Origin of the sequence: Cycloclasticus zancles 78-ME (assembly GCF_000442595.1) — a bacterium.
Taxonomy (GTDB): domain Bacteria; phylum Pseudomonadota; class Gammaproteobacteria; order Methylococcales; family Cycloclasticaceae; genus Cycloclasticus; species Cycloclasticus pugetii.
Map to the genome: position 1 here is coordinate 832,719 of NC_021917.1, position 16,612 is coordinate 849,330.

Sequence of the window (16,612 nt, forward strand, 5' to 3'; positions counted from 1 at the left end):
CCTTTGATATTATTTTTATCACATAACCATAGACTATCTATAAGTCATATTAAAGTTGAATTTAACGATAAATAGGCTCGTGGGTATTAATTAGGGTTACGCCAATCAATACTAGTATTCCAATTCAGCAACGGGCTCAATATTGATGAATACTTCAATAATCAAGCGATAACACTTGTTCAAGTAACGATCCCATAAAGAGGTTTGTAAATAGTTTGCAGAGCAAGTATCGGTTTAAGTGGGGGCTAAAAGGACAGCTGTGTTGCCATCATTAGTGCGATAAAGGAGACGATAAAGGGTCATTTAAGGCTATAACATGTCTTGCGAAACTGATAATAAAAAACTATGTTGGCGATGAATGCTGCAATGGTAAAGTAGCCCTTTAAAACTCGGAACGTTTGATATTTTAATGTTTGAAGAAAAAGCAGAATGTAATCACCTGCCTGAGTTATTGCAACAGTTAAGCAGTGCCATCGAACAATGCCAGCGATTTGAACAGCCTGATGCCATGTCAACCGTGGACAGTTGGACTACAGCATTAAATCGTCCAGTACCTACGCAAGGTATTGGTGCAAAACAGGTGATTAGTGAATTGGGTTTACATGTGATGCCGAATGGGTCGCAACTGGCTAAACCCGGTTGTACATCCTATATAACAACAGCCGCGACGGATATGGGGTCTATTGCGACATTGGCTGGAATAGTGGCATCACCACAACGTGTTGGCATGACCGCTTTTAACCATTTAGAAGAGGTTGCCTTAAATTGGTTAACTGAAATGTTTGATTTGCCAAAGGGTATGCAAGGCGTTTTTAGCAGTGGCGGTTCTACGGCTAATTTAATAGGCTTAGGCGCGGCTAGGCAGTCTGCCTTTGAAAAAGTTGGTTTAGACCCGGCAAATGACGGTGTTCAGCGCGCTTGTAAAGTGTATGCCACTGAGCATAGTCACCACACCATACACCGTGCAGCTGCTGTGTTGGGTATGGGGCGAAAGGCGATGGTGCATGTGCCTGTTGATAATATGATGAGGCTTTCACCGAGAGAGCTTAAACGTTTATTAATAGAAGATAAAAAGTCCGATGCATTACCAGTGGCTATTGTGGCTAATGCAGGCAGCACGAACACAGGCTCGATTGACCCTTTGCAAGAAATTGGCGAAATTGCACGTGAACATAATATTTGGTTTCATGTTGATGGTGCTTATGGTTTACCCGGCACATTAGATCCACAAGTACATGAATTATATAAGGGGCTGGCATTAGCTGATTCTATTACTGTTGATGCTCATAAATGGTTAGGTGCACCGGTTGGTATTGGGGCGACTTTTGTGCGCGATGTTCAAGCGCAATATAAAACCTTTAACCAAGGCGAAGCAGCTTACCTAGAAACAACAACGGTAAAAAATGAACACATTGAGAACTCAATGGATACCATTGGTTTTCCGTATCATGATTTAGGTGTTGAGCTATCTGCACCTGCTCGAGGTGCCATTGTATGGGCTTTGATTCGTGAAATTGGTGTAGAGGGAATGAAGGCGCGTGTGTGTCGACACAATGCTATGGCGCGACGTGTTGCTGAACGTGTAGAAAAACACCCTCATTTAGAATTAGCATTAAAGCCGACGTTATCGGTATGTTGTTTCCGTTATGTTAATGAAAAAGTAGATGATTTAAATGGCTTAAATAAAAAAATTCACCGTCAACTAATGAAAAATGGTGTTAATATTCCGAGCACCACCATGGTGGATAATAAGCTGGTTATCCGGCCGTGCTTTTTGGGTGCTAGAACAGATTGGCATCATGCTGATGATTTGGTCAATGAAGTGCTTGAAATTGCTCAGGCACTCATTTAATACTAACTAAAGTAGTTCTTAAATAAGGAGATTGATATGGCTCAACGCTACGATAATATTTTACAAACAATAGGTCATACGCCGGTTGTACGGATCAATAAGCTTGGCCCAAAAGGGGTGAATGTTTTTGCCAAAATAGAAGCGTTTAACCCAATGGGGTCGGTTAAAGATCGGCTTGCTTTGGGTGTTATAGAAGATGCTGAGCGTAAAGGTGAGCTAACGCCAGGTCAAACGATTGTAGAAGCGACCAGTGGCAATACCGGTATTGGTTTAGCAATGGTATGTGCACAAAAAGGCTACCCATTGGTGATAACCATGGCCGAGAGTTTTAGCGTAGAACGCAGAAAACTGATGCGCTTTTTAGGCGCAAAAGTGGTGCTAACGCCGGCGCATGAAAAAGGCACGGGCATGGTTAAAAAGGCGGAAGAACTGGCGGCTAAAAATGGCTGGTGGCAATCAAAACAGTTTGAAAACCCAGCAAATGCGCAAATGCATATGAAAACGACGGCAGAAGAAATTCTAGAAGATTTCTCCGATGTAACGCTTGATTATTGGGTCACCGGTTATGGAACAGGCGGGACGTTAAACGGTGTATCAGCCGTATTAAAAGAAAAAAGCCCAGCAACCAAAGTTATTGTCTGTGAGCCGGTTAATGCCGCCTTATTAGGTGGTGGTATTGCGCAAGTTGAAAACGAAAGCCACCCCAGCTTTAGCCCTCACCCAATACAAGGTTGGACGCCAGACTTTATTCCCGTGTTAACAAAAGAAGTGGTGGATGCTGGCTCACGTATTGATGAACTGCTATCTATCGATGGCAAAGAGGCCATTCAGTGTGCGAAAGATTTAGCGCAACAAGAAGGTGTTTTTGTGGGTATTTCAGCAGGTGCTACCTTGGCTGGTGCTTTGAAAATAGCCGAAACAGCGAAGCCAGGTGCGAATATTTTATGTATGTTGCCAGACACTGGCGAGCGTTACTTAAGTACGCCTTTGTTTGATGATATTTCGATTGAGATGTCAGAGGATGAAATAGCTGTGTCTAAGTCTACACCGGGTTATCAGTTTTAATTCATTATTGGTCTCACGACTAGGGCTTTGCTTATCAAGCAATGAGTTGAAGAGTGACGACTAATAGCCGGTGCAAGTGCTGGATACAGTAGAATGAGCTTTTATAGTCAGACACGATGAATTGAATGAATAAGCAAATAGAGTTATTAGCACCCGGTGGCGATGTAGAAGCAATTAAAGGGGCCATTGTTGCCGGTGCAAATGCTGTTTATTGCGGTTTAGATGTTTTTAATGCACGTAATCGCGCAACTAACCTTTCTTTTGATGAGTTGTGTGGCGTATTACGTTTGGCGCATCAGCACGATTGCGAGGTATTTTTAACGCTCAATGTCGTTATATTGGAGCAAGAATTACCTAGCCTAATCAAACTGTTGAATAAATTAGTGAATAGCGGTCTGGATGGCATTATTGTGCAGGACCTTGGCACATTTAATTTAGTAAAGAAGTATTTTCCAAGTCTTGATTTACACGCCTCAACGCAGTTAACGACACACAATGAAGGGCAAATACAGTTTTTAAGCAAAATTGGCGCTTCTCGGGTTAACTTATCGCGCGAACTAAACCTTGATGAGGTGAAAAGCCTGACCCGTTTTGCACATGATCATGATGTATTAACCGAAGTTTTTGTACACGGTTCGCTGTGTATAGCTTTTTCTGGTCAGTGTTATTCAAGCTCGGTAAGTGTCGGCAACTCTGGTAACCGTGGGCGGTGTAGCCAAGCGTGCCGAGATGAGTATGAAACCACTGCCACGGGCAATAATTTCCCACTTAATTTAAAAGACAATTCAGCCTATTTTGATTTACCTGAATTAGTGGACGCGGGCGTCGACTCGTTAAAAATAGAAGGACGTATTAAGGGTGCGCATTATGTTTATACGGTGGTGGATAGCTGGCGTAAACAAATGGATAAATTTGAACAAACAGGGCGCTTATTAGAAGACGATTCAAATTTACATAAGGTCTTTAATCGTGATTTCACCAATTCCTTTTTAAAGGGTGATCTGACCAAAGACATGTTTATTGATAATCCCAGAGATCACAGTGTTGAACACGCAGTGACGAAAAGCCAGGCTGTATCGATTGTCCATATTCATAAAGCAAAACAAGATTTGTATGAAGATAAAAATAAAATTGGTGATGAATTAGCCGACAAAATTAAAGGCTTAAATATCGATAAGCAGCAATTGAATTTGGTTTTTTCTGGGCAAGTGGGTGAGCCATTAGTGCTAACTATTCAGGTAAAGACTGCAAATGGGCAAGATGAGACAACACATGTGATCGAATCTGCAGAGCCACTGAAAAACCCAACACAGTCAACACTGGATACCAATGCGATCAAGAAGCGTTTTAAAGGCTTCAATAAGGCGAGATATACGATTGAAGCCATAGACTTTAGTCGTTTAGCAGACAATATTAGCCTGCCATTCAAAGAACTGGCACGGCTAAAAAATAAAGCCGCTTTCCTGCTGAATGATTCTGTTGAGATATTGCGGGATGTCGATGTGCCGCCACTGCTCAATCACCCAAAAGTAGAAGAAGGTTCATCGATAGATAAGAAGCCGTCTATGTCTATTTTAATAGCGGATGAGAAAGACCTGCATTTATGTGAGGTAACAGAGGCGGACATTTACTTTAAGTTGCCAGAAAGTTTTAAAAAAGGCTGTACGAAATACATTGATTTATTTCTTCAAAACCCACGTTTAATACCGTGGTTTCCCGCTGTTTTAATTGGTAAAGATTACCAAGAAGCCGTTAATGTCCTAAAACATGTGCGCCCTAAACGTATTGTTACTAATAATACGGGTATTGCCTATAAAGCGTTTGAAATGGGAATAGATTGGGTTGCCGGACCGTTTTTAAACACCACTAATTCATATGCTTTGTTAACCTTGCAAGAAACGCTTAACTGTTCGGGTGCGTTTATTTCTAATGAAATTAATCGTATGCAAATTAAAAATATTGCGCGACCCAAAAATTTCAAATTGCTCTACAGTATTTATCACCCCATTTTAATGATGACCAGTCGACAATGTTTCTTTCAACAAACGGTGGGGTGTAAAAAACCGAGCATTGAAGATGGCTGCATGCTTAAGTGTCAAAAGGCAACGACTATTACCAATGTAAAAGGTGTGTCGTTTGCCATTGATAAGCAAAAAGGTGGCTACCCCAGCATTTACAATGATGAGCAGTTTTTGAACCTAGATGTAGTGAATGATTTGGCTGATTTATTTGATGAATTTTTTATAGATTTAACCAATATCGGTGCAGGGTCAAAAGAAGAGCAGAACAAAACACAATTGATAGATTCTTTTGAGCAAATAATAAGCGGTCAAAAGGCAGCAAAACAACAGCTTAATCAAATGGTTCCTGTCTCGACGATGGCGCAATATAGACAAGGCTTATAACAAGCAGCTGAGCTTGTAGTATTGGTTGCTTTGTGTATGCAGTAGTTTAAAAATACTGTGCGCTTAAGCAGTTGAACCACTCAAAAAGTATTTTTTTAAAATAGCCCTTCACGCTAAAATTTTAGTGGGAATAACGGTTATACTAATAGGTCATTAGGCTCATCAATAACTGTATTTAAGTATGAAAAAGATATTATTTATCATCGTAACAAGTTCCTTCTTGATCGGTTGTGATGGACAAGATGGTATGGGCTCAAACCCACTAAGGGCTAAGGCACGTGACATTGAGCACCAGCAAGAACAGGCTGCAGGCCGTGAACAAGAAACAGCGTACGGTTCAGCCATCTCCGATTCGTTTAAAAAAAATAGCGAATAGCCGATACCCAAACACACTGGCAGGCTGCGTGTTTGTTGCAAATAATGATACTGGTTTCCTTAGTCTAGGCGTGTAATTAGCATATTTCGCTTTTAGTAGTTGAGTAGTGCTGTTCAACGCCACATGGGTTTAGACATCGAGCTTTAAGGGTAATATAAAGCAGTCAGCCAGCCCATTTTATGTCACCTAAATAGACGATAGCCTAGCTGGGTTTTATCGCCATTTTGCCCAAGGATCCTCAGTATTTTCAGGGCTATAGCTATCCTCGACGGGCGGGCGCTTATTCTCGTGCGTTGTGTGTTGGCCTTTATTATAGGTAGAGGCTTTATTAACACGTTTAGTCTGTAATTGTTCCGCGTCTTCCAAACTTAGCTCAGCTGGTTTCCCGGGCGTTTGATTTGCTGGAACAAGTCGGTCTCTAGGTGGTATTGAGAATTCTTTAGATGATACCTTGGGCAGGTTTTTAAATTCATATAGATAAAATGCCTCAACTTTTTCACGCGCCCAAGTTGTCTTTTTTAGAAACTTAAGGCTCGACGCAATACTCGGGTTAGTCTTAAAGCAATTAATATTCAAATAAGCAAAGAGAATCTCAAAGCCGTAATGCTCAACGATCTCAAGCAGCAGGTTCTTTAAACTAAGGCCATGCAGCGGGTTATTTGTGTAATCAATTGGGTCATTCATGATATTTGTCTTAATCAGGTGGGTTAGGCCTCCATTATACCTGTCAGCAACCGGCGATAGAGTGAAGCGATAAGACTTTTCGTTTAGCTGTACTAACACAGCCGGCACTACCGAGAAAATCGCTACATCATATGTTCAATGCTATTAAATACGACCTGCTTAATAAATGCTTGGTCAGCTGGAGTCGCATGACATAGGCACCCAAATAAGCAAACCGTATTAGGGTAGAGCAGGGCTAATTAAGTGATGAAAAGCGTGAACTAGTATTACATGCGATTAACCGCCATTTCATAATTAAAGATTGGGCAAAGTATTTTAGTTCAGGGCTGGCATCGGTGTGATCATTAATCATACAGAGGTGTTGATAGGTTGCTTGAGCAAATTTTAACTCCCTAGTTTGTGCATATTTGGTTGTTAAAAACAAAACAGTCGTCTGTAGTTTTTCAATGCTTATGTTTGTCGCCATGTCTGCAATGTTTGATGAAGGGTCTAATGGTGTGCTATTGGATTTCATACAAATACCTTTTTTTGTTAATGAGAATGATTATCATTAATATTTAAAACAAATGGATTGGCGCTGTCAAGAGAATACTTTTAATAATCTTATTGCTAATGAGAATGATTCGTATTACTATTAATTAAAATTATGGAGAGGGATTAATTTTATGAAAAAGTTGTATGCAGTCAGTCTATTGACGTTAGCCAGTGGTGCTTCAGTGGCAGGAGAAAACCAATGGCTATATGCAAAAGGTACAGACACGAGGCCGCAAGGGAGTTATGAGTTCAAACTGAGTGACACAATTAAAGTTGGAAAAAACTCAGGTGATTATGTTGCACATGATATTAGGCCAGAAATTGAGTATGGAATAACGGATAAATTAACTGTAAGCGCTGAGCTGGTGTTTTTTGATCATAACTACTCACTGAATAATTCAGACAATGACCCTATGTTTAGTACACAGGGAGGGGCTGGCAAGCGCTTTGATAAATTTCAGTTTGCAGGGTATGAAGCGGCGCTTAAATATAATATTTTGAGCCCTTATAAAGATGTCATGGGTTTATCTGTAGGCTTGGCTTTTGAGCATAGAGATGCGTACAGATTAGATGGCGCAGATATCGATCAAGATTCGTTAACAACGACATTCTATTTTCAAAAAGACTTTTTAGATGACACACTTATATTTGTTGTTAACCCTAAGGTAGAGCTTGAAAGAAGAAAGTCCCCCGATGTATTAGAGGAAGAAATTTCATTAGAGTTGATGGCGGCTGTTTCTTATCGATTTATGCCTAAATGGACGGTCGGTCTTGAGTATCGCTCTCAATCTGATTATTTAAGTGTGCAAGAAAACGGAGAATTCGAAGAAGGTGTGCAGCGCTCTAGTTTTGATTTAACAGATTTTAGATTAGGCGATAGGTATCAAAGTGGCCAATACATAGGTCCAACGCTTCATTATGCGACTCAGCGATGGTGGGCAACAGGCGGTGTGTTGTTTCAGTTCCAAGGGGGCGGCGGCTTTAGTGAAGATGGTAAAAACTTTGATGAGCATGAGAAATACCATGCCGGCGTATCATTCGGTTATGAGTTTTAATGCAAGCGTTAAACGTAAAGTACATACTCGGCTTTATGCTGTTAAGCCTGATTTCAATAGGACACGCGGAAACTTTTTTAACGGTTGAGCAAGCAAAAGGTGAGTTGTTTGCTAACACACCGATGAAAAAAATGGATTTAACATTATCTAACGCTCAAGTTGAGGCAATAGAAGATGCGTCGGATATGCGTGTGCTGAGTAATAAATTGAATGCATGGAAAACACAAAGCAACGAGTGGTTTCTTGTAGATCAAGTTATTGGTAAGCATGAAATGATTGATATGGCTGTGGGTATCGATAGTTCAGGCAAGATAAAGGGGCTTAGGGTACTGCGTTATGTTGAAAGTTATGGCAGTGAAGTTCGATATATTAAATGGTTAGATCAGTTTAATGGTCGGGATAGTTCTGAGAAATTATTGTTAGATAAGCAGATTGACAATATTTCGGGTGCAACGCTGTCGTGCCGACATATTACCGATGGAGTAAACCGTTGGACGCATACTTGGCAACAAGTCTTACAGCACTTGTAATGCCTACTCGTTTAACAATTAATTTAGTAATAAATATGAGTTATTTACGTCATGGTAACTGTCTATTTCCCTAAACCATATCGTTACGGCCTTTATAGTTTGTTTTTCTTAAGTTGGTTCTCGGGCAGTGGGTTTTTTATTCTTAAAACCTGGTTTCTTCAAGAAGGCAAATATGGACTGGTAAAACATGCTTGGCAATACCCTGCATTGCAAGTTCACGGTGCAATGGCATTTTTAATGATGATTGGCGTGGGCTTTGTTATAGGAGCCCACCTACCCAAAAGTTGGAAAACAAAACAGAAAAGAAAGACAGGTATTTTGCTGCTTACCATGCCCTGCCTTTTGATAATTAGTGGCTATTTATTGTATTACGTAGCAGAAGATACGTTTCGACAATGGCTTGAGTACACCCACTTAGCGATAGGTCTCGTGTTGCCTGTCAGTTTATCTCTTCATGTGTTGTTGAAAGTTAAACAGAAAAATGAAAAGCGAAAAAATGAAAGTAAATTGGAAAAAATTTAATCGGAAAACGCATTATTGGGGATCAATTTTATGTGCCTTACCTATTTTGGTTGTTATAGGCTCAGGCGTCTTGTTGCTGCTCAAAAAAGATGTAGATTGGATCCAGCCGCCCAGCACTCGCGGAGTGAGTTCTGTTCCTTCAATTACTTTTGATGAAATTCTAGCAACTTCAAAAACAGTAAAACAAGCAAAGGTTAACGGTTGGTCGGATATTGACCGACTGGATGTAAGGCCCAATAAAGGCATTGTTAAAGTTCGAGCGAAGAGCGATTGGGAAATTCAAATAGACACTCAATCTAATGAAATATTGCAAGTGGCCCATCGCCGGTCAGATTTCATTGAGTCAATTCATGATGGTACGTTCTTTCATGATGCTGTAAAGCTATGGGTTTTTTTACCTAGCTCATTGATTTTATTTGTTTTGTGGGTAACGGGGCTATATTTGTTTTTAACGATGCATTTTAAAAAAAGAAGCAGAAAGCGGATTACACACACTGCAGGATAAAAGATTGGTGTTTATATGTTCGTTAACTTAAATCGATTCATATTAATGAGCCTTGTTGTTTGGTGCTTTTCTTTTAGCTGCTTAGCAACTGAAAGCCAGTTAAAGGTGAATAAAAAAGCCGTCATAAAAGGAGTGGCTTTTAAAGGTGATATAGAAGCCCGAAGAGATAAAGGCATATTGCATAGAAAGCATGCAGATATTGGCGTAAGACTTCCTTTGGCGATAAAAGACTTAACACTAGGTGTTCATTATCGAAGGGTTTATAGCTTAGAAGAAGATGGTTGGGCGCTAGAAAATAGGCCCTATGTTCAATTAGAGCAAAAATTCAAAGGGAACAATAAGCTTGATTGGAGATTGAGAGTTCGCCAAGAATTTAGAGATCGAGAAGGAAAAGGACACTCTAAACGCAGCCGAGTGAGAGCTAAGGTTGTATTACCCAAGCGAATTTTTAATGCTAAACCGTTTGTGAGCCATGAATATTATTATGATTTAACGGCGCATCAATTATCGCAAACACGGGTAGACATGGGTGTTACCTTCGATAAATTCAAAACAGTGGTGCCGCAACTATCTTTTAAAATAGTGGCAAAGCAAAAGGATAAATGGCAAACCTCATCGGCAATCGTGTTGAGTCTGGCCTTTTAAAAGCAGTTATTAAGGAAGTGAGATAACAATTTCATTGCCTTGTTCAGAAAGTTCAAGCGCAAGAAGGTTTTTATCAGCGGGCCCTTGAAGAACCGTCCCCTGTTTATCAAATTTAGCACCATGACAGGGGCAAACCAGCTTGTCTGGCGTCACAGAAACGGTGCACTTTTGGTGTGTACAGCTTAAGAGCAAGGCAACATATTTTCCATTTTTTTGTTGATGTAGAAAGATCGGTGCCTTGACAGTCGTGGCCTGCAAAATAGCAAAGTCATCGTTTTCTAATACAGTTTTATGAGCAATTATTTTATTGTTTTGCTGCGTTTTTAAAAGAGTGGTTTTGATATTGGGTGATGTTTGGCAGCCCACTAATAAGGAGGCGCCGCAGCTACTTGCTAAGGCGAAGCTGCTGGATTTTTTAATAAAAGATCGCCTATCCATTTAAGGTGCTCCCTAGTTTAATAATGTGTACAGTTTGCCTTATCTATTTGATAGCTTAGTTTCTTTGTAGCGCAGCGATGCGTTCTTCAAGCGGTGGGTGAGACATAAAGAGTTTTTTGACTTGTCCACCATTAATACCAAAAGCGGCTAATTCTTCTGGCATATCAGTTGGCTCATGACTACGCTGTAGGGCTTTTAATGCGTTAATCATTTTTTGTTTACCGGCTAAATTGGCGCCGCCTTTATCGGCATGAAACTCACGATAGCGCGAGAACCACATAACAAGCATGGAGGCTAAAAAGGATAACACGACCTGAGCTAACATTTGGGTCACAAAATAACCAATGCCATGCCCACGTTCATTTTTAAGAATGACCCTATCCACAATATGGCCAATGACAGAGGCAAAGAAATATACAAAAGTATTCACCACACCTTGCATCAATGCCATCGTGATCATATCACCATTGGCAACATGGCTGACTTCATGCCCAAGCACGGCTTCTACTTCATCTCTGTTCATTGCATTAAGTAAACCAGTACTCACGGCCACTAAAGCATCATTCTTATTCATCCCAGTTGCAAAGGCATTGGGTGTAGGGTTATTAAAAATGCCGACTTCTGGCATACCAATGCCTGCTTTTTCCGCCTGTTTTGAGACCACAGAAACAAGCCATTGCTCTGTTGAATTTTTAGGCTGATCAATAACCTGAACACCCATGGAACGTTTTGCCATGGATTTTGACATGGCTAAGGAAATGACCGAACCGGTCATGCCAACGATCAGAGAGATAATTAATAAAGCATTCAGGTCTAAATCGACCCCATTTGCCTGCAAAGTACCTGATAAACCAAATAGGCTAAATACCAAGCTGATAACGACCATAATGGCTACATTAGTGGCTAAAAATAAAGCAATTCGAGTCATGTTGAAAATGTCCTTAAACAATATAAGAAGTATTTGGGGGTGAATTTTGTAAATTCAAGTTTAGGTATTTTAAGCTAAATATCTTACTCGACGTTTGCTTGTCTCAATAATCTAAATACCCTATTTTTGATACCTAATGCTTAAACGGTTAAGCGTTTTTGTTTAAGGACAGAGAAGGTTAGTTTGATTACTTGAACGTTCGATTCTAGTTAGGAAAAAGACAGCGTTGCAAAAAAATATAAAACATTAAAGTGAAAGAGGGTGAATAGGCCAGCTAAGTAACGTGCAGAATAAATTTTGCTATTAAACTAGTCAGTTAAACAATTTGGCAAGACAGGGTGTAGCCTAGGTTTGCCATAACACTGGACTCTTTGTTTAAGTCAGCCATGGTCACGTCTTGTTCAAGAAAGAACTGTTTATCAATGCTTAGCATCATTTCGCGCCCATCAACCTGAAGCGATAATAAATCGATAACTAAGGGCTGGCGGCTATTATTTAAAATAACAGCTAAGCGAAATAGGCGAATTAACCGCGTTAACATTTTATGGCTGATAATTCGAATGTCGGGAAGCCGTCTTCGTCTAAACCGTTTTCTAGCCCCAATGACGATGGTTGAAAGCAGAAGCTGTTCGTCTTGGTTATAGCCCGCAAGGTCACTGTTAGCCAAAATATAAGCTGAATGTTGCTGAAAGTCAGTCACATTAATTTGCTGGCCAACCTCATATAAATAAGCGGCCTCAAGTAATAGAGTCTTAAGTTTCGTTGAGGTTAGACTCCAGCTTTTTGAAGTTTGGTGCCAAAATAGCTCGCAAGTTTCTGCTATTTGTTGGGCCTGCCTACGGTCAACGTTGTAAAGACGTTGTAAATGTTGGCGAGTACGCAGCCGTGTATCTCCTTGTTTATTTTGTTGCTCCATTTCAAACAAGACGCCCTCGCGCAAGGCAGCAGAGCAGAATGTCAAAGCAGTTAGGTTTAGGCTCTTCATAAGGGCAATCATAATGGCTAAGCCAGCAGGTAAAACCATGGCTCTAGCTTCGTCAATACCAACTAATGAGAGCTTAGAGACACCGTCTATTTGGCATAATAAATGTTGTAATTTGAGTAAGGTATTTAATTCTAGACGGTCGGTTGTTTCGCTGATTAAACCGATCGCCTTAAAAAGGGCTTTGGCGGTGCCTGATGTTGCAAAGACCTTATTTGGGTGACTTGTCCTAAAATGATGGGAACACTGCTCAAGCTTTTGCAGTGCGGATACCTCGGCCCGTTTAAATGATTTTTGATTCACGCCTTTACTGAAGTAACGTTCTGTAAAGCTGATGCAGCCCATGTTTTTGCTGTCTCTATATTGAGTATCAGTGCCTTCACCCAGCACTATTTCAGTACTGCCACCACCTATATCAACCACCAAACATGAGTCTTTGATTTCTTCGCTACGAACGACCCCTTGGTAGATTAATCTGGCCTCTTCAGAGCCTGAAATTATTTCAATAGGAAAGCCCAATGAGTACTCAGCCAGTGAGAGAAAAGCATTACGGTTAACAGCTTCTCGCAAGGTATGAGTGGCCACGACACGACATTTTTTAATTTGATGTGTTTTTATTGTAGCGCCCATTTCTTTAAGACTGCTTGCTGCTCTTAGCATCGCCTCGTAACTTAATTCATTAGCCTTATTTAACCCCGCTCGTAAGCGTACTCGATGTTTTACCTTATGCAGAGGTTCAAGCTTACCGGCATTTAAGCGAGCAATAATTAAGTGAAAACTATTAGAGCCTAAATCTAAGGCAGCAATTAATTCTGATTGGGTATCGGCGTTAAGGCTAGTCATTTCTTGTTAGACTCAAGGTCTTTTAGATAGTTATACACCGATATTTGAGAGCGAATTTTTCGCTTATTGCCTCGTGGCAAATATTTGTTATGTTGTTTCTTATCTATAATTCTGGCCTTTGTCTTATCGGACCATTGGAGGTTAAAGATATGGATAATTTGTTGCTGAATGGCAGGGTCATAAATAGGGCAGCCAACCTCTACACGCCGCTCTATATTACGCGTCATCCAGTCTGCCGAACTAATGGTAACGCGAGGGTCTCCATTATTATGAAAAATCGTAAATCGTGTATGTTCTAAAAATCGGTCGACAATAGAAATAACTTCAATATTGTCACTAAGCCCTACAACCCCAGGAGCTAAACTGCACATTCCCCTCAAGACGATTTTAATTTTCACACCGGCACTACTGGCCTCGTACAACTTATCAATAACTTGCTTATCATCAATGTTATTCATTTTAATAAGAATTTCAGCCTTATGCCCTTTTTTGGCCATCTTTATTTCATTCTCAATCGATTTATTAATCCAATCTCTTGTGCCGATAGGGGAAACAATTAAATGTTTAAACGTGGTTTTTTTATAACTGTGCGCAATAAAGTCAAAAACAAGCGCAACTTCTTTGGTAATCGCTTGTTTGTTGGTAAATAAACTAAAGTCGGTGTAAACCTTAGCTGTTTTTTCGTGAAAGTTACCGGTGCCAACGTGAGCGTAATAGGTTTGTTTTTTATGTTCATGTCGGCCAATTAAACATAATTTAGTGTGGCACTTTAGTGAGGGTAAGCCAAAGTGAACCTTAACACCCGACTCGGTTAAGATACGCGCCCATTCCATGTTGGCTTGTTCATCAAAACGTGCGTGTAACTCAATAACAGCAAAAACTTCTTTGCCATTTCTAACCGCATTGATCAGTGACTTGATAAGCCTACTGTTGTTGGCTACACGGTAGAGGCAGATTTTTATTTCAAATACATTTGGATCAAAAGCTGCCTGACGTATCAATTCGGTAAAGTGATCAAACTTGTGATAAGGGTAACAAAGCAAAATGTCTTGCTGCTTTATTGCATCAAAAGGGCAGGCATGACGGGAAAATTGCCTAGAAACCAAAGGTGTTAACGGAGGGTTTTCAAGGTGTTTACGCCCCACATTAGGGAAGTCAATAAAGTCTCGGAAATTATGATAACGGCCACCTGGCACCACACTATCATGACGTGTAATGCCAAGTTTAGATTTCAGCATGTCGATAGCATGATCGGGCATGGCTCGTTCGTACACAAATCGCACAGGCTTAGCATGTAGGCGCTGCTTTAAACCGATAGATAATTTTTCTAAAACCGATAAATCAATATCATCGGTTAGACCGAAATCAGCATCTCCCGTTACCTTCATAGCGTAAACATTGCAGACCTTGTAATTAAAATAGGCGGAAAAAATATTGTTTATGCAATAGCGAATAATATTGTCGGACATAATAATATCTCGTCGTCGTTTACCTTTTTCACGTGGTAATTCAATAAAACGAGGAGAGTCTGTGGTTGGTATCGCAATGGCTGCATACTGTATGTTTTTACCACCCAGCATTTCACAAATTAAATAGCTGAGGTCATCTTTTAATAAGGCCGCTAAATTAGTATTTTTATTGATAATAATAGGCTCAATAAAACCTTGTAGATGATTGGTAAAGTATTTTTGTAGCCAGCTTCCTTGCTCGGGGCTCAGTTGATCTTCATTAATTAAGAAAATGTTTTTATGCGCGAGCCCTTTCAATACCTCATGGTAAGTGACATCAAATTCTTCTTGTAGCTTTAAGACCTTTTTTTGTATATCACGTAACAAGTTTTTGGTCGGTGTTTGTTCATCAAGGTCTTTCTCAATAAGAACCCGACGCTTAACATTGGCAACGCGCACCCTAAAAAACTCATCTAGGTTGTTTGAAAAAATGCCTAAAAACCGGACTCTTTCTATAATAGGTGTGGATTTATCTGCCGCTTCTTGTAGCACGCGCTCGTTAAAGGACAGCCAGCTGAGTTCTTTCGCAATATATTTCGCCTCTAATTTTTTGATCACCTAACCCACCTAAGCTGTTTACTAAAACTTTATTATGTAGAGGCAAGATGACAGGTTCGTGACAGTGTCTAATCCTTTGATTTTATGCGGCGAAATTTTCCTGTTCCACGGAAAGGGCTGAGATAGGTATTTGTGCCTCGCGTCTGCATATTGTCATCGTTCTGACACTTCGTTGTCATCATCATTGGTTACATTCACTGCAAATTCTAAGGATGAATGCCATGCTGAATACCACACGAATATCTCGTTTAGATTATTGCTTCAAAATTGTTTTGGAGCAGTCTCGTATTGGTGATTTAGAAGTTTGTAATAAGCAAAACCTGATCTATCTCTTGTTAATGTTAGTCGTTTCATTAGGCCTCTTCAGCGGTGAAGAAGCCCCCATAGTTGCTGGACAGCAAATTGGCTTAAGTGGCTATGAAATTCACGCAACGCCCAAGATGATAGCGGGTGTTAAAGATAATGCATCTGGCCTAACCTATAACAGTAATACGAATACATTATTTGCTGTTGTTAATAACCCAGAAACGCTACTTGAGCTGACAAAAGACGGTGAGCTAATTCGTCGTATTGATTTAATTGGCTTCGAAGACACTGAAGGGGTGATGTATCTCGGCGGCGAACGATATGCCGTGGTTGAAGAGCGAAAAAGAACCTTAGTAATGTTCGATATTAATTCGCAAACAAAGGTTGTTAATAGGGCGGGCTTAAAGAGCCTTCAGTTGGCCATAACATCAGGTAAAAACAAAGGATTTGAAGGGTTAACTTATAACCAAGACAGTGGGGATTTATTTATCATTAACGAGAAAACACCTCGACAATTGATAAAGCTGTCGGGTTTTGTTGAATCATCTGATATTGCTATTTCAACGCCGTTTTCTTTAGAAAAAACCTCTTTTGGCGGTGATGATTACTCAGGGGTGCATTATGACGATCAAACAGGCCACCTAATACTCTTGAGTGACGAATCTCGTCAAATGGTTGAAGTCAATAAAGAAGGGATTGAAATCAGCCGATTGGGCTTGAGTAGAGGGAATGCTGGTTTGCATGATGATGTACCGCAGGCTGAAGGTATAACAATGGACAAAGACGGTGATATTTATGTCATCAGCGAGCCTAACTTCTTTTATCGTCTCAAGAGTAAAAATCGCTTGTTAAAAGTCGCGTCAAAAAATGACTAAT

General features: G+C 40.2%; 16 protein-coding genes. 10 read left to right on the forward strand and 6 right to left on the reverse strand.

All coding sequences use genetic code 11. The features are described from left to right. Positions 1-409 precede the first annotated feature (409 nt). The 4 genes from CYCME_RS04145 (at position 410) to CYCME_RS04160 (ending at position 5,698) form a co-directional block, all read left to right on the forward strand. Positions 410-1,852, forward strand: coding sequence for a pyridoxal phosphate-dependent decarboxylase family protein (locus CYCME_RS04145; protein ID WP_016389977.1), 1,443 nt, complete (start codon positions 410-412; stop codon positions 1,850-1,852). 36 nt (positions 1,853-1,888) lie between these two features. Next, on the forward strand, positions 1,889-2,917 hold the full coding sequence (gene cysK / locus CYCME_RS04150) for a cysteine synthase A (RefSeq protein WP_015006419.1): 1,029 nt from the start codon (positions 1,889-1,891) through the stop codon (positions 2,915-2,917). Positions 2,918-3,042: 125 nt separating this feature from the next. Next, positions 3,043-5,322, forward strand: a complete 2,280-nt coding sequence (locus CYCME_RS04155; protein ID WP_020932212.1) for a peptidase U32 family protein — start codon at positions 3,043-3,045, stop codon at positions 5,320-5,322. 181 nt (positions 5,323-5,503) lie between these two features. Next, positions 5,504-5,698: a hypothetical protein gene (locus CYCME_RS04160; protein WP_016389980.1), complete on the forward strand. Its 195-nt coding sequence runs from the start codon at positions 5,504-5,506 to the stop codon at positions 5,696-5,698. A gap of 213 nt (positions 5,699-5,911) precedes the next feature. On the opposite strand, the gene CYCME_RS04165 is transcribed toward CYCME_RS04160, so the two are convergent. Together CYCME_RS04165 and CYCME_RS04170 are read right to left on the reverse strand one after the other, a co-directional pair. Beyond that, positions 5,912-6,382 (reverse strand): VF530 family DNA-binding protein, encoded by a 471-nt coding sequence (locus tag CYCME_RS04165; RefSeq protein ID WP_020162486.1) that lies wholly within the window; start codon positions 6,380-6,382, stop codon positions 5,912-5,914. A gap of 235 nt (positions 6,383-6,617) precedes the next feature. Further along, entirely contained in the window at positions 6,618-6,896 is a 279-nt protein-coding gene (locus CYCME_RS04170; RefSeq protein WP_015006415.1) for a hypothetical protein, read from the reverse strand. Positions 6,897-7,047: 151 nt separating this feature from the next. Between CYCME_RS04170 and CYCME_RS04175 the strand changes: the two genes are divergently transcribed. The 5 genes from CYCME_RS04175 to CYCME_RS04195 are packed head-to-tail and all read left to right on the forward strand — an operon-like array spanning position 7,048 to position 10,173. Beyond that, positions 7,048-7,971 (forward strand): DUF6662 family protein, encoded by a 924-nt coding sequence (locus tag CYCME_RS04175; RefSeq protein ID WP_015006414.1) that lies wholly within the window; start codon positions 7,048-7,050, stop codon positions 7,969-7,971. Continuing rightward, complete coding sequence (locus CYCME_RS04180; protein WP_041932892.1) at positions 7,971-8,501, forward strand: FMN-binding protein; 531 nt, start codon at positions 7,971-7,973, stop codon at positions 8,499-8,501. The genes CYCME_RS04175 and CYCME_RS04180 overlap by 1 nt, the downstream gene beginning before the upstream one ends. Positions 8,502-8,552: 51 nt before the next feature. Next, positions 8,553-9,023, forward strand: coding sequence for a hypothetical protein (locus CYCME_RS04185; protein WP_020932214.1), 471 nt, complete (start codon positions 8,553-8,555; stop codon positions 9,021-9,023). Then, positions 8,998-9,528, forward strand: coding sequence for a PepSY-associated TM helix domain-containing protein (locus CYCME_RS04190; protein WP_020932215.1), 531 nt, complete (start codon positions 8,998-9,000; stop codon positions 9,526-9,528). Before CYCME_RS04185 ends, CYCME_RS04190 begins: the two co-directional genes overlap by 26 nt. Before the next feature lie 45 nt (positions 9,529-9,573). Then, positions 9,574-10,173 (forward strand): DUF2490 domain-containing protein, encoded by a 600-nt coding sequence (locus tag CYCME_RS04195; RefSeq protein WP_020932216.1) that lies wholly within the window; start codon positions 9,574-9,576, stop codon positions 10,171-10,173. 9 nt (positions 10,174-10,182) lie between these two features. On the opposite strand, the gene CYCME_RS04200 is transcribed toward CYCME_RS04195, so the two are convergent. From CYCME_RS04200 to ppk1, 4 genes are all read right to left on the reverse strand, one after another. Continuing rightward, a complete protein-coding gene (locus CYCME_RS04200; protein WP_020932217.1) occupies positions 10,183-10,611 on the reverse strand; it encodes a ubiquinol-cytochrome c reductase iron-sulfur subunit in 429 nt (142 codons plus the stop codon). Positions 10,612-10,666: 55 nt separating this feature from the next. Beyond that, positions 10,667-11,539: a protease HtpX gene (gene htpX, locus CYCME_RS04205; protein WP_015006408.1), complete on the reverse strand. Its 873-nt coding sequence runs from the start codon at positions 11,537-11,539 to the stop codon at positions 10,667-10,669. Positions 11,540-11,855: 316 nt separating this feature from the next. Continuing rightward, positions 11,856-13,364 (reverse strand): Ppx/GppA phosphatase family protein, encoded by a 1,509-nt coding sequence (locus CYCME_RS04210; protein ID WP_020932218.1) that lies wholly within the window; start codon positions 13,362-13,364, stop codon positions 11,856-11,858. Continuing rightward, on the reverse strand, positions 13,361-15,430 hold the full coding sequence (gene ppk1, locus CYCME_RS04215; RefSeq protein ID WP_016389985.1) for a polyphosphate kinase 1: 2,070 nt from the start codon (positions 15,428-15,430) through the stop codon (positions 13,361-13,363). The genes CYCME_RS04210 and ppk1 overlap by 4 nt, the downstream gene beginning before the upstream one ends. A 221-nt stretch (positions 15,431-15,651) precedes the next feature. Here ppk1 and CYCME_RS04220 point away from each other — a divergent pair, with 221 nt between their 5' ends. Beyond that, positions 15,652-16,611: an SdiA-regulated domain-containing protein gene (locus CYCME_RS04220; RefSeq protein WP_020932219.1), complete on the forward strand. Its 960-nt coding sequence runs from the start codon at positions 15,652-15,654 to the stop codon at positions 16,609-16,611. Position 16,612: the final 1 nt, after the last annotated feature.